General features: G+C 63.4%; 12 protein-coding genes and 1 pseudogene. 10 read left to right on the forward strand and 3 right to left on the reverse strand.

Translation table 11 applies throughout. The features are described 5' to 3' along the window. From EOA85_RS01200 to nuoG, 8 genes are all read left to right on the forward strand, one after another. On the forward strand, window positions 1–833 hold an 833-nt coding region (locus EOA85_RS01200), incomplete at its 5' end, for an NADH-quinone oxidoreductase subunit N (RefSeq protein ID WP_164759436.1). Window positions 834–985: 152 nt separating this feature from the next. Continuing rightward, a complete protein-coding gene (locus EOA85_RS01205) occupies window positions 986–1,351 on the forward strand; it encodes an NADH-quinone oxidoreductase subunit A (protein WP_023800384.1) in 366 nt (121 codons plus the stop codon). Then, entirely contained in the window at window positions 1,339–1,842 is a 504-nt protein-coding gene (locus tag EOA85_RS01210) for an NADH-quinone oxidoreductase subunit B (protein WP_127208038.1), read from the forward strand. The genes EOA85_RS01205 and EOA85_RS01210 overlap by 13 nt, the downstream gene beginning before the upstream one ends. Then, on the forward strand, window positions 1,839–2,375 hold the full coding sequence (locus tag EOA85_RS01215) for an NADH-quinone oxidoreductase subunit C (protein ID WP_065007024.1): 537 nt from the start codon (window positions 1,839–1,841) through the stop codon (window positions 2,373–2,375). The genes EOA85_RS01210 and EOA85_RS01215 overlap by 4 nt, the downstream gene beginning before the upstream one ends. Before the next feature lie 28 nt (window positions 2,376–2,403). Further along, entirely contained in the window at window positions 2,404–3,618 is a 1,215-nt protein-coding gene (gene nuoD / locus EOA85_RS01220; RefSeq protein ID WP_127208039.1) for an NADH dehydrogenase (quinone) subunit D, read from the forward strand. An 18-nt stretch (window positions 3,619–3,636) separates the two neighbouring features. Then, window positions 3,637–4,149 (forward strand): NADH-quinone oxidoreductase subunit NuoE, encoded by a 513-nt coding sequence (gene nuoE / locus EOA85_RS01225; RefSeq protein ID WP_065007026.1) that lies wholly within the window; start codon window positions 3,637–3,639, stop codon window positions 4,147–4,149. Window positions 4,150–4,154: 5 nt separating this feature from the next. Beyond that, window positions 4,155–5,420 (forward strand): NADH-quinone oxidoreductase subunit NuoF, encoded by a 1,266-nt coding sequence (gene nuoF, locus EOA85_RS01230; RefSeq protein WP_065007027.1) that lies wholly within the window; start codon window positions 4,155–4,157, stop codon window positions 5,418–5,420. Between the two features lie 31 nt (window positions 5,421–5,451). Then, window positions 5,452–8,064 (forward strand): NADH-quinone oxidoreductase subunit NuoG, encoded by a 2,613-nt coding sequence (gene nuoG / locus EOA85_RS01235; RefSeq protein WP_127208040.1) that lies wholly within the window; start codon window positions 5,452–5,454, stop codon window positions 8,062–8,064. A 24-nt stretch (window positions 8,065–8,088) separates the two neighbouring features. On the opposite strand, the gene EOA85_RS01240 is transcribed toward nuoG, so the two are convergent. From EOA85_RS01240 to nuoH, 3 genes are read right to left on the reverse strand one after another with little or no spacing between them, the layout of a single operon-like run. After that, window positions 8,089–8,529 (reverse strand): CBS domain-containing protein, encoded by a 441-nt coding sequence (locus tag EOA85_RS01240; protein WP_065007029.1) that lies wholly within the window; start codon window positions 8,527–8,529, stop codon window positions 8,089–8,091. Window positions 8,530–8,568: 39 nt separating this feature from the next. After that, a complete protein-coding gene (locus EOA85_RS01245; RefSeq protein ID WP_127208041.1) occupies window positions 8,569–9,135 on the reverse strand; it encodes an NADH-quinone oxidoreductase subunit I in 567 nt (188 codons plus the stop codon). 23 nt (window positions 9,136–9,158) lie between these two features. After that, complete coding sequence (gene nuoH, locus EOA85_RS01250; protein WP_127208042.1) at window positions 9,159–10,145, reverse strand: NADH-quinone oxidoreductase subunit NuoH; 987 nt, start codon at window positions 10,143–10,145, stop codon at window positions 9,159–9,161. Window positions 10,146–11,464: 1,319 nt separating this feature from the next. On the opposite strand from nuoH, the gene EOA85_RS01255 reads away from it, so the two are divergent. Together EOA85_RS01255 and EOA85_RS38010 are read left to right on the forward strand one after the other, a co-directional pair. Then, window positions 11,465–12,256, forward strand: a complete 792-nt coding sequence (locus tag EOA85_RS01255; RefSeq protein ID WP_245485554.1) for a protein-L-isoaspartate(D-aspartate) O-methyltransferase — start codon at window positions 11,465–11,467, stop codon at window positions 12,254–12,256. An 11-nt stretch (window positions 12,257–12,267) separates the two neighbouring features. Beyond that, a pseudogene (locus tag EOA85_RS38010) lies at window positions 12,268–13,173 on the forward strand (SAM-dependent methyltransferase); the annotation flags it as partial.

A 13,173-nucleotide genomic window follows, 5' to 3' on the forward strand; every position in this document is an offset into this window, starting at 1 on the left:
ATCCCGGATTGCTCCTGGCGGTGGTCTTCATCGTCGCGGGGCTGGTCTTCAAGGTCGGCGCGGTGCCGTTCCACATGTGGGTGCCGGACGTCTATGAAGGCGCGCCGACGACAATCACGGCCTTCATGTCGGTCGCCCCCAAGGCGGCGGGGTTCGCGGTGATCCTGCGCGTGTTCCTCAACCCGCTGGTCGCCGCTTCCGACGCCTGGATCATCGTCGCGGTGATCGCGGTGGTGACGATGGCGCTCGGCAGCTTCGTGGCGCTGGTGCAGGACAATTTCAAGCGCCTGCTCGCCTATTCCAGCATCGCCCATGCGGGCTTCGCGCTCTTCGGCGTGGTGGCGGGTGGCGCCGACGGGATTGCCGGCGTGATGCTCTACCTGCTGATCTACGCCTTCATGAATCTCGGTATCTTCGGCATCGTCATCATGATGCGGAATGGCGATTTCTCCGGCGAGGTCATCGAGGACTACGCCGGCTTCGCCAAGTCGCATCGCGGGTTGGCGCTTCTGATGCTGCTCTACCTGTTCTCGCTCGCCGGCATTCCGCCGACAGCCGGGTTCTTCGCCAAGTTCTACGTGCTGGTGGCGCTCGTCGAGCGGGGTTTCGTCACGCTGGCGGTGATCGCGGTGCTGCTGAGCGCCGTCGCCGCCTACTTCTACATCCGCATCGTCATGGTGATCTACATGCGCGAGCCGGGGCGCGCGTTCGAGCCTGCCCTGACGCCGTCCGTCCGCACCACGCTCGCCTTGACCGCCGCCGGCACCATCGGCATCGGACTGTTTCCGGCGTGGTTTCTGAGGCTTGCCCAGAGTTCCGTGTTCGGCGGTTGACTACGATTGGATTTGCAATGAACGGGCCAACCGAATACTCTTGGCGCTACGAAAGGATGCCCTAGTCGCTGCACGAGGGCCGCACCGCCGGCCAGAAGATTGGTCGGTCGCAGCTTGAGCAAGCCCTCGGTGGGTGACCGGGGCAGCGCGACATGACTGGAATGGAATTCCTGCCGGTTCTCTTCATGGTCGCCGGAATTGTCCTGGTGGCCGTGGCGACGCTGTTCGTCTCCTCGCTCCTGCGCCCGTCCAACCCCTATCCCGCGAAGAACATGCCCTATGAGTGCGGTATGGACCCGGCCGGCGAGGCCGCCGGGGGCCGCTTTAGGGTGCAGTTCTTCATCCTAGCAATCCTGCTGGTGGTGTTCGACGTCGAGGCGATGTTCCTGTTTCCCTGGGCCGTCGTGCTGAAGGAGATCGGGCTCGTCGGCTATGTCGAGATGTTTGTCTTCATGCTGCTGCTTATCGTGGGCTTCGCCTACGCCTGGCTGAAAGGAGCGCTGGAATGGGAGGAGTAGGCGAAACGATTCGCGACAGCGTGCTGTTCACCACCGCCGACAGCGTCATCAGCTGGAGCCGGCGGTCGGCGCTCTGGCCCGAGACCTTCGGGATTGCCTGCTGCGCCATCGAGATGATTTCGGCCGGCTGCGCCCGCTACGACCTCGACCGCTTCGGCGTGGTGTTTCGACCTTCGCCCCGCCAGTCCGACGTGATGATCATCGCCGGCACGGTGACGCGGAAGTTCGCTCCGGTCGTGCGCCGGCTCTTCGACCAGATGCCGGAGCCACGCTGGGTCATCGCCATGGGCACCTGCGCGATCTCGGGCGGGGTCTACAACACTTACGCCGTGGTGCAGGGGGCCGAGACTTTCGTGCCGGTGGACGTGCATGTGCCCGGCTGCCCGCCGCGGCCCGAGGCACTGATGCATGGCATCCTTCTGCTCCAAGAGAAGATCAAGAGGTCCCGCGCGCTGGCCGGGACGCCTCTGGACCGGGTTGTAGCCTCATGAGCGTGGAGACGTCCCTCATCCGCACCCTGATCGCGGAACGTTTCGGGGGGGAAATCGAGGAGCTTGACTTCTCGCATGGGGTTCACGCTTTCGCCTCACCGCCTGACATGATCGTCGAGCTCTGCCAATTCCTGAAGGGCCATCCGACGCTGCGGTTCGATTTCCTGTCCGACATCTGCGGGGTCGACCATTATCCCGAAACGCTGCGCTACGAGGCGGTATACCACCTCTATTCGCTGCCGAACAAATGGCGCGTTCGGATCAAATGCCGCCTCGGCGATCCGCCGCGGGTCCCGTCGGTGACGGGAGTCTGGCGGACCGCCAACTGGCACGAGCGCGAGGCTTGGGACATGTATGGCATCCGGTTCGAGGGCCATCCCGACCTGCGCCGGATCTATATGTGGGAGGGCTTCGAGGGCTTTCCGCAGCGCAAGGACTTTCCGCTCCGGGGCTACAAGGATACGCTGAACCCGTTTGGCGCGGAAGGCCCGCCGCCGACGCAGCCCGATCTCGCCACCAAGGACATTCCATAAGGGAGGCCGTTCGACGCTGGGAAGTGAGATGACCGAAGTCACGGAACTGAGCAGGCCGGCAGGTGAGGCGCTCGACACAAAGGAGGTGCTTCTCAACCTCGGCCCGCAGCATCCCAGCACGCATGGGGTGCTGCGGCTCGTCCTTGAGCTGGACGGCGAGTATGTCGCGCGCGTGGACCCACACATCGGCTACCTCCACCGCGGCACCGAAAAGCTGGCCGAGAGCTTCACTTACACCCAGATTTTTCCGCTAACCGACCGGCTCGACTACCTCTGCCCGCCCTCGAACAACCTCGCTTTCGCGCTAGCGGTGGAGAAGCTCCTGGGCATCGAAGCGCCGATCCGCGCGCAATATATCCGCGTGCTGATGGCCGAACTCGCGCGGATCTCCGGTCACCTCCTGATCACCGGTGCGTTGCCGATGGACCTGGGCGCCATGACCGCGTTGCTTTACGCCATGCGCGAGCGTGAAATGATCATGGACCTGTTGGAGATGATCAGCGGGGCGCGTATGCACACCTCTTTCTGCAGGGTCGGCGGCGTGCGCGAGGATCTGCCCGACGGGTTCTTCCCCAAGATCAGGGAGTTCTGCGACATCTTCCCGAACCGGATCCGCGATTATGAACGGCTGATCGAGAACAACCGGGTGTTCCTGAAGCGCACGCAAGGGATCGGCGTGATCTCCGCCGAGGACGGCATCGATCTTGGCCTGAGCGGCCCGAACTTGCGGGCCTCGGGCGTCGACTGGGACATCCGCCGCGACGAGCCCTATGAGATCTACGACCGGTTGGCTTTCAACGTCATTACCCGCGATGAGGGCGATTGCTACGCGCGCTGGCAATGCCGCGTCGAGGAGATGCGCGAGAGCGTCCGGATCATCGAGCAATGCCTTGACCAGATGCCCGAGGGGCCGTTCCAGATCGATATGCCGACCATCGCTTTCCCAGTGGATAAGGACAGGGTGCACTGCTCGATGGAGGCGCTGATCCAGCATTTCGACCTCTCGGCCTATGGCTTCAAGGTGCCGAAGGGCGAGGTCTATTCGGCGATCGAGGCGCCAAAGGGCGAGCTCGGGTTCTACATCATCAGCGACGGGTCGCAAAAACCGTTCCGGATGAAAGTGCGGGCACCGTCATTCGTCAACCTTCAGGGACTGTTCGGGGTCGGCAATGCCCGCTACCTGGCGGACATGATCGCCGTGCTGGGCAGCCTCGACCCTGTGATGGCCGAGGTGGACAAGTAGCAGGAGATTTTGGACGCCATGAACATGCGCGAACAGATCGAGGCGGCGGCGGCGCGGTATCCCGACCAGCGCTCGGCGATCATGCCCGCGCTTCTGATCGCGCAAAAGGAACATGGCCATCTACCCGGCCCGGTGTTGGAAGAGGTCTCCGACATCCTCGGTGTCGAGCGGGTCTGGGTCTACGAATTGGCGACCTTCTACACCCTCTTCCATACCGAGCCGGTGGGCCTGTTCCACCTGCAACTCTGCGACAACCTATCCTGTATGCTGCGCCGATCCGAGGACCTGCTGAGGCATCTGGAGACTGTGCTGGGGATCGAAAAGGGCGGCACGACCCCGGACGGGCTGTTCACGCTTTCGACCGTCGAATGCCTCGGCGCTTGCGAGATGGCCCCGGTGATGCAGGTCGGCGACGACTATCACGGCGACCTCGACATTGCGCGGATCGACGCGCTCTTGGACAGGCTGCGCGCGGCGGCAGGGCAAGCGACTGGCGCCGAACTCGCCGCCGCAGGACCGCCGGGTGAATAGCCGCCATGTTCGAACCGGTCCTTCTCAGAAACATGGACGTGCCGGATGGCCATCTGCTTTCGAGCTATGAGGCCGGCGGCGGCTACCAGGCGCTGGCGAAGGCGCTGCGCGAGCACACGCCCGACGAGATCATCGACCTCGTCAAGCAATCGAACCTGCGTGGTCGCGGCGGCGCCGGATTCCCGACCGGGTTGAAATGGAGCTTCGTGCCGAAACGGGCCGACAAGCCGAAATACCTGTGCTGCAACGCCGATGAGGGCGAGCCCGGCACGTTCAAGGACCGGATCATCATGGAGCGTGATCCGCACCAACTGATCGAGGGCATGGTGATCAGCGCCTACGCGATCGGGGCGGAAACCGCCTATGTCTACATCCGCGGGGAATATGTGCTGGCGATCCACCGGCTGAAGCAGGCGATCGCCGAGGCCCATGCGAAGGGTTATCTGGGAACACGGATTCTGGGCTCGGATTTTAATTTCGTCGTGCACATCCATTGCGGCGCCGGCGCATATATCTGCGGCGAGGAGACGGCGATGCTCGACTCGCTCGAAGGCAAGCGGGCGCAGCCCCGTCTGAAACCGCCATTTCCGGCGGTCGCGGGGCTCTACGCCAGCCCGACCGTGATCAACAATGTCGAGACGCTGGTCTGCGTGCCGCATATCGTGGCGCGGGGGCCGGACTGGTTTCGCAGCATCGGCCCTGACAAGAGCCCCGGTCCGAAGCTTTATTGCCTCAGCGGGCACGTGCGGAACCCGGGCCTTTACGAACTGCCGATGGGCATATCGCTGCGTGAACTGGTCGAGGACCGCGCCGGCGGGCCGCCGCCGGGGCGCAGGATCAAGGCGGTGATCCCCGGCGGGGTCTCGGCGCCGCTGATCCCCGAGCGCGGGCTGGATGTCGGGATGGACTTCGACTCGCTGGCTGCGGTCGGCTCGATGCTTGGCTCAGCCGGAGTGATCGTGATCGACGACTCGACCTGCATGGTCAAGGTCGCCACCCGAATCATCGAGTTCTTCCACCACGAGTCCTGCGGGAAATGCACGCCTTGCCGCGAAGGGCTGAACTGGGTGGTGAAAGTGCTGCGCCGGGTCGAGACAGGGCAGGGCGCGCCGGACGATCTGGAACAGCTGGAATCGCTCTGCAAGGGCATTTTCGGCAACACGTTCTGCGCTCTGGGTGACGGCGCGGCTATGGGGCTGCGGGCGGCACTGGCGCATTTCGAGCATGAATTCGTCGCCCATATCGAGGAGGGCAGGTGCTCGCTTCACTAAGGAGCGCGCAGGGAGAAGGCCGCAAGAAGTCATGGTTAGCGTCACGATCGATGAACAAACGCTGGAAGTGGACGCAGGCTCTACGGTGCTGCAGGCTGCCGAGCGTTTGGGCATCGCAATCCCGACCTTCTGCTATCTGAAGCGGCTGCCGGCGCTGGCCTCCTGCCGCATGTGCCTAGTGGAGATCGAAGGGCAGCGGCGGCTGCAGCCTTCCTGCGCCACCGCGGTCACCGACGGCATGGTGGTGCGGACTAACACGCCGCTAATCGACGAAACGCGCTCTTCCATGCTCGACATGCTGCTTGCCAACCACCCCCTCGACTGCCCGATCTGTGACAAGGGCGGCGAGTGCGAGCTTCAGGACATGGTGATGGCATACGGGCCCCGGGAAAGCCGATTCCGCGATGCAAAACGTGTGTTCCACTCCGAGGACATCCGTCTCAGCCCCGTCATCATCATGAACGTCAACCGCTGCATCCAGTGCCAGCGCTGCGTCCGGATGTGCGAGGACGTGGTCGGAGCGGTCGCCTTGGGCACCATCGAAAAAGGCATGGATACCGCCGTTACCGGCTTCGAGGGCAGCCTCGCGAGTTGCGACCAGTGCGGCAATTGCGTCGAGGTCTGCCCGGTCGGCGCGCTGATGAGCTTCCCCTATCGCTACAAGGCACGGCCCTGGGATCTGGTCGAGACCGACACGGTCTGCCCGCATTGCGGCACCGGCTGCCAGCTCACCGTCGGCGCGCGCAAGGGCGAGTTCATGCGGGTCCGCTCGAAGTGGGAGCATGGCGTCAATCGCGAAACGCTCTGCGTGCGGGGGCGCTTCGGCCTCGACTTCGTCGGGAGCCGGGACCGGATCAAGCGGCCGATGATCCGTCGTGACGGCGCACTGGTTCCGGTTTCCTGGGACGAAGCCGGGGACTACCTGCGCCGGCGCCTGTCGGCCGTCGAGAGCAAGGCTGCGGGCGGGCTGGCCTCGCCGCGCCTGCCCAACGAGGTGCTTTATCAGTTCCAGAAGCTGATGCGGACGGTATTCCGGACCAACAACATCGACTGCTCGTCGCGCTGGTCCACGCCCTTCGAGACGCTCGGCCCGTCGGTGGCGGGCTTCTACAGCCGCGCGCCGCTGGAGGAGGTGATCGGCAACGACTGCGTGCTTGTCGTCGGTGGCAACGTGACCGACGAGAACCCGGTCACTGAATACCTGCTGCGAGACGCGGCGCGGCGGAGGCAGACCAGGTTGCTCATGCTCTCGGCGAGGCCATCCCGGCTGGACACCGATGCCCGAGCGGTCGTTCGTGTTGCTCCGGGCGCTGAGGCTGCGGCCCTTGCCGCAGTGGTGGCCGGTCTCGTGGCGGCGGCCGGCCAAGCCTTGCCGAGCGAGGTTCTTGGGGGCGTCGGCGCGGCAGCCGGCTGGGCACCAGCGACTACCGGCAGCGACGGGCCGGACCGTCTAGCCGCTGCGCTGCTGGACGGCGGGAGCGTCGCTGTGCTTGTCAGCGCCGACCTCCTGAGGCTTTCCGAAGCGCGCGCAACGCTGCAGCAGCTCACCAACCTGCTGCGGGTTCTCCGCGTGCTCGGCAAGGGCCCGGCGATGCAGTTCCTCTTCGACCGAGCCAACCAGCTGGGCGCCTGGGACATGGGGGTTCTGCCGGCGGCCCTGCCGGGGCTGCGCCCGGTCGGCGATCACACGGCGCGCACAGCTCTCATACGGGCCTGGGGCGCCGAAATTCCGCCTGAGCCGGGCGCGGATCTCGACGCAATGCTGGCGCTTTGTGACAAGGGGCGGGTAGGCGCGCTTTATATCGTCGGAAGCGACCCCCTGATGACCTATCCCGACCGGGGATTCGTCAAGCGGGCGCTCGATGCCACCGATCTCCTGATCGTGCAGGACACCTTCCTCACCGATACCGTGGGTCTGGCCGATGTCGTCCTGCCTGCGGCGGGTTATGGAGAGGAATCCGGCACCTTCACCAACAACGAGGGCCGGATCCAGGCGGTCCGCAAGTTCCGCGAACCCGCCTTCGAGGCGCGGGGCAATCTGGCGATCTTGGACTTCGTCGCAGCGCTCCGCAACCAGGCAATGCAACCGTCGATGCAAGGCGAAATCCTCCGCGAGATTGCCCGGCTGGTTCCGGCCTACCAAGGGCTGACGCAGGACGGGCTTGGCGCTGACGGAGCATTCACCACGGCGGACCCGACGCCGCCGGCTGGCGAGTTCTTCGCCCCTCCGCCTAACCCGAATGCGGCCGACCGGCTCATGTTGGTCACCGGCAACTGCCTGTTCCACAATGGATATCTTTCCGAACGCTCGGAGATCCTAAATACGGTGGCGGATGACCCGTATGTTGAGATGAGCGCGTGGGACGCCGCGCAGCTTGGCCTTTCGGATCGCGATCAGGTGATCGTACGATCCACCCAGGGCGAACTGAGGGCGCAGCTCAAGGTCAATAGGCATTTTCCCGGGAGGCTCGTGTTCGTGCCGGAAAACTATAGAGACCTGCGTCTCAACAGCCTTATGCGGCGGGGCGAATACCCTTGTCCGGTGGAGGTTCAAAAGGCGCACGCTGCCTTCGCCACCGGAGTCGAGGCGCGCCCTGAAAGTCGCGGCCGAGGCATTGCCGAGCTTCCGGGCAGTTCACCCTAATCGGCTCCCCCGGGGTTCGTATCCTCAGTGATAAGGGGTCCCGGCAATGTAATCGCTCAACGCTTGCTCGGTACGGAGCAATTCGTCGAGCCGGTGCTTGACCACGTCGCCGATGCTCACCACGCCGACAGAAGCGTCGCCGTCCATGACCAACACATGGCGCGTGCGTCGGTCGGTCATGAGCGACATCACAAAGGGCAGCAAATCCTGTGTCGAACAGGTCACCACACTGCGGTTCATGATGTCGGCGACCCGCATTGTGGGCGCCTCGATTCCGTATTCAGCCACCGCATAGCAGCAGTCCCGCTCCGACAGCGTGCCCAGGCATTCCCCGGGCGAACTGCTGACGACCACGAATCCGATGTTGTTGTCCCGAAACAGCCGCAGGACTTCTACGACCGTCTGATCTGGTGTGACCGAGATGAGCTCGGGAGATTTGGTCTTCAAGATTTGGCAGACAAGCATCTGAGCCTCCTGTGCTCCGGCTTGACGGCTACCGCGCGTTCACGTTCGGCGGATATTCCGCCACCAGTTGTATCCCTGCGGCTCACTCGTCTCGACCAGCACGTCCTGTTCGGTGTTCAGACGCGCCGCGACCACACCGCCGCCGGTCGTCGCCTTGCCCGGTTTGCCGAGCAGATCGTCACGTCCGACCACCAGGTCACGCGAGGAAAAACTCGAGAATTCGTACTCTTGGCCAAGCGCGATCGCGTCGGCGGGGCAGGCGTCCTCGCACAGCCCGCAGAACAGGCAGCGGGCCATGTCGATCTCGAATTTTGCTGGATGCCGGTTGCCCTTCTCGTCCTCGTAGGGAATGACTTCGATACAGTCGCAGGGACAAATGCGCGCGCAGAGCTCGCAGGCCACGCACTTGATCTCACCCTCTTGGTCGCGCGTCAGGAAGTGATGCCCGCGGTAACGCGAATAGGGCAACCATTTTTCCTTGTCAGGATACTGCATGGTCACGGATCTGGAGAACATGTAGCCGAAGGTCAGCGCCAAAGCGCCCGCTAGATCGGCGAAGAATGCCCAGCCGATCCAAGTTCCACGTATGTGCAGTGCGCGCGACATCGCCGCCTCGCTTGGAGTGGCCCTCAAAGGAAAGCAACTCCTGTTACTATTATGTTCGCCAGTGACAGTGGAAGCAAGACTTTCCACCCGATCGCCATCAGTTGGTCGTATCGATAGCGCGGGAAGGTGAAGCGGAACCACATAAACACATAGAGAAAGAACGCGACCTTGAGCGCGAACCAGAGGAGCGGCGGCAACGGGATCAGCACGCCGTTCCAGCCGCCGAAGAACAGGACGACCGACAGGACCGACACCAGTAGCATGACGGCGTATTCGCTGACCATGAAGAACGCGAAGCGGATGCCGCTGTATTCGGTATGGAACCCGGCCCCCAGATCGCCTTCCGCCTCCGCTAGGTCGAATGGAATGCGCTGCGCTTCGGCCAGCCCGGCGACGAAGAATACGAAAAACCCGACCGGTTGGTAGACGATGTTCCAGACATCGGCCTGCGCCCGTACGATCTCGAGCAGGCTCATGGATTGCGCCACCATTACCACGCCGATGACCGCGAACCCCATGGGGATCTCGTAGCTGATCATCTGCGCGCAAGTCCTGAGGCTGCCCAGGACCGCGTATTTGCTGTTCGCGGCCCAGCCGCCGAAGATGACGCCATAGACCTCGATCCCGATCACCGCGAAGACGAAAAGGAGCGCCACGTTCATGTTGGAGACGTAGAGCGTGATCTCGGCGCCGAGGACCGAGACGCTTTCGCCGAAGGGGATCGCGACGAACACCACGAAGGGCGGGGCGAGCGCCAGGATCGGCGCCAGTTTGAACAGGAAGCGGTCGGCTTCGGCCGGGATGTGGTCCTCTTTGGTCAAGAGCTTGATGCCGTCCGCCACCGGCTGCAGCAGCCCGTGCCACCCCACGCGCATCGGCCCCATCCGCTGCTGGATGTGCCCGGCGATCTTGCGTTCCACCCAGGTCAGCGGCAAAGGCAGCAGCAGCAGGATCGCAATCAGCAACGCGACCTTGAAGGCGATCAGGCCAAGGGCGACGACAAGTTCCATAATCCGCGGCTACTTGTTCATCGGGTTGAGACTTACGATACTAAGCACTGCGCTTGTCCGGCTTCGCGGAACGACAGTCTGCCGGCGGCGACGACGCAACTTGTGCAATGGTATCACAGTCTTACCGTTGCTGGCCATGGTGTGTGTCGCTTGGCGCTCAAACGGGCCCGCACATCGAGCAATGGCACGCAATGACGGGACCAGATGGCCCCAGCGCCTAATACTGAACGCCTCCACAAACAGCCCCCTTCTTACCGTTCAACAACGGCATTCGGCACGAGACACATTCCTAAGGGCCAGAACGCAGGGCACTGAACCGCTTAATCGGTGCAGGTGACGCTCCCCCACTTAAAGGGCAATCCGAACGAGTTGCCGCCCGCCCGGCCAAAAAAGAGACCGACAACGCAGACGAGAAATGGGAAATCTCGGCAGCGCCATCGGTCCAACGGACCAAAGGCGAGGAGGGTTTGGTGCATTGTCAATGCTATCGGTCATTTCCTGACTGACGACCCGCTTCCTCAGCCGCGATGGGAACAAAAGCCGCGCTACAGCCCATGGACCCGTCAGAGCACAAAAAACCCGGTTGGCAAGCAGCACGATCCCGAGCTAACGATCTGACAGGCATCCCTACAGCAGAGGCCAACAGAAAGATGGTATCTCAGGACACTGCACGGCCGTGCGGCGATCGGCGGTGTTTCGGATACTGCGAGGTGCTCCGTCGCAGATTTGGATTTAAGCCATTTTGTGACGGTATTGTTGACGGTATTCGAAGGAACGCCAATTAGAATTCTATCTAATCAATAAGCTATGAGGGCAGTAGACAATCGAGTGGGAGTAAGGGGCAATCGGTCGGCGATAGCGCAGATTCGGCGCCCAGTTGGTCTCCGTTCGATGTTGGCTGCTCTTACGGCTCTCAGCTTCCTTCCAACGACTAGACTATCTCAAGCCCGGTCGGAGCCGGGCGTAAAGAGGCATTACCGTCGTGGGGGAGCTACGGCGTACTCTGGCGTGCAAATCGGCTGATTTGGTCTGCGCCAAAGCCGCTTGGCGAGTCCTGCTTGAGGTCTCGACATGACCCGCTCCGGACCTTTGTGTCGATTCGTCGGAGGGGCTGCAATGAAGTGGATAGCGGACTTGCAGGCAGGTAACCGCAAGGTCCCTGGTACCCCTGAAGGATGCATAATGCAGTCAGGCTGCTTGCCGTCCCATTTGCGGTCGCCGCCTGAGGCGGAAGACGCCTTCTGGCGCACCACCAACCTCCAACGGGGTTGATCCGGACCTGGTGCCGCGACATGTTTGGTGTGAGATCGGAGCGTCGTTTGCTTCAAAAAGCCGCCGCCTTTGTTCTCGACGTCGTGGGCCAGGAGAGGTTCATGAGTGCTCTAGCCCAGTGCCGAGCGTTGCTGGCCGCGTTTCTCGCGAGTGTCGCCGCCTTCGTTTCGACATCGGCGCCCGCCCAGGACCGCGCAGCCGAGCGTGCGGCCATGATCGAGACGATAAAGGGACACGCCCGCTCCGCGGCATACAGAATCGATCCGGCGGTGCTCAAGACAATGGGCACCGTGCCGCGCGACCGTTTCGTACCCGAGGCGCAGCGCGGCGCGGCCTATCATGACCGGCCCCTGCCGATCGGGCACGGTCAGACGATCTCGCAGCCCTTTATCGTCGCGCTTATGACCGACCTGATCAATGCCCGGCCTGGCGACACCGTCCTCGAGATCGGCACCGGCTCGGGCTATCAGGCAGCCGTCCTGTCGCCCCTCGCCGCCAAGGTTTACTCGATCGAAATTATCCCGGAACTGGGCAAGAGGGCAGCGGCACGACTTGCGGTGCCCCGCTTCGACAACGTTCAGGTGAAGGTGGACGACGGCTATTACGGCTGGCCTGAGCACGCGCCCTTCGACGGCATCGTAGTGACCGCGGCTGCCAGCCACATCCCGCCGCCGCTTGTCGAGCAGCTCGCTGAAGGAGGTCGGATGGTCATCCCCGTGGGAGGCCCCTTTGCAACCCAGTTTCTCATGCTCGTCGAGAAGCGACTAGGCGGAGGCATCACGACCCGGCAGCTGCTGCCGGTGAGCTTCGTTCCGCTGCGGGGAGGTCCCTCCCGGTGAGAGCGGGCCGCATGCTACCAGTCGGTCTCATTTCGGCAGCGGTTCTCGGTTACGAATTGCTGCTGATGCGATTGTTTTCGATCGTTCAATGGCACCATTTTGCCTACATGATCATCAGCATCGCGCTCTTGGGCTTCGGTGCGAGCGGTACGTTCATTGCGCTCGCCCAGCGCTGGCTAGTGGAGCGGTACCCGGCTGCTTTCGCGGCGTCGGCAGCGCTGTTCGGCATGACCGCCGTAGCCAGCTTCGCCATCGCCGAACGTCTGCCGTTCAACGCGCTCGAGATCATCTGGGATCCGCGGCAGCTCGGTTGGCTCGCGGCCAGCTATGCGCTTCTGATCCTGCCGTTCTTCTTTGGCGCGACCTGCGTCGGCCTTGCTTTCTGCCGCCATCCCGGACAGATCGGACGCGTCTACGCCTTCGACTTGGCCGGCGCAGGGATCGGTGCGCTGGGTATCGTCGGGCTCCTGTTCCTGGTCTTCCCATCTACGGCGCTGCGTTTCGTTGCAGCACTGGCATTCGCGGCGGCTGCCCTTGCCGCGTTCGGCATGGTCCGCCATCGGTGGCTCGCAGCGGGCGGCCTGGGATTGGCAGCGGCGTTCGTTTCAGTATCGCTACCGCCGTCCTGGGTGGCCCCCGAGCCGCATATGTCGCAGTATAAGGGCCTCCGCATGGCCCTGGAGGTTCCGAACGCCCGGGTGATCGAGGAGCGGTCGAGCCCGCTCGGGTTGCTGACGGTTGTCGAGAGTCCGACCGTCCCCTTCCGTTACGCGCCTGGCCTCAGCCTGGCCAACACCCAAGAGCCGCCTGCGCAACTCGCCGTGTTCACCGACGGCGACAGTATTGCGGCGATTACCGCCTATGGAGGCGATCCGGCGAAGGTCGCCTATCTCGACCGGACAACGGCGGCGCTGCCG

The sequence above is a fragment of the Mesorhizobium sp. M5C.F.Ca.IN.020.29.1.1 genome (assembly GCF_003997375.1).
Lineage (GTDB): Bacteria > Pseudomonadota > Alphaproteobacteria > Rhizobiales > Rhizobiaceae > Mesorhizobium > Mesorhizobium wenxiniae.

What these genes read in the sequence shown, in the direction of transcription:
- EOA85_RS01205 (WP_023800384.1), top strand. Translation starts at nt 986, where the DNA reads ATGACTGGAATGGAATTCCTGCCGGTTCTCTTCATGGTCGCCGGAATT.
- EOA85_RS01210 (WP_127208038.1), top strand. Translation starts at nt 1,339, where the DNA reads ATGGGAGGAGTAGGCGAAACGATTCGCGACAGCGTGCTGTTCACCACC.
- EOA85_RS01215 (WP_065007024.1), top strand. Translation starts at nt 1,839, where the DNA reads ATGAGCGTGGAGACGTCCCTCATCCGCACCCTGATCGCGGAACGTTTC.
- nuoD (WP_127208039.1), top strand. Translation starts at nt 2,404, where the DNA reads ATGACCGAAGTCACGGAACTGAGCAGGCCGGCAGGTGAGGCGCTCGAC.
- nuoE (WP_065007026.1), top strand. Translation starts at nt 3,637, where the DNA reads ATGAACATGCGCGAACAGATCGAGGCGGCGGCGGCGCGGTATCCCGAC.
- nuoF (WP_065007027.1), top strand. Translation starts at nt 4,155, where the DNA reads ATGTTCGAACCGGTCCTTCTCAGAAACATGGACGTGCCGGATGGCCAT.
- nuoG (WP_127208040.1), top strand. Translation starts at nt 5,452, where the DNA reads ATGGTTAGCGTCACGATCGATGAACAAACGCTGGAAGTGGACGCAGGC.
- EOA85_RS01240 (WP_065007029.1), bottom strand. Translation starts at nt 8,529, where the DNA reads ATGCTTGTCTGCCAAATCTTGAAGACCAAATCTCCCGAGCTCATCTCG.
- EOA85_RS01245 (WP_127208041.1), bottom strand. Translation starts at nt 9,135, where the DNA reads ATGTCGCGCGCACTGCACATACGTGGAACTTGGATCGGCTGGGCATTC.
- nuoH (WP_127208042.1), bottom strand. Translation starts at nt 10,145, where the DNA reads ATGGAACTTGTCGTCGCCCTTGGCCTGATCGCCTTCAAGGTCGCGTTG.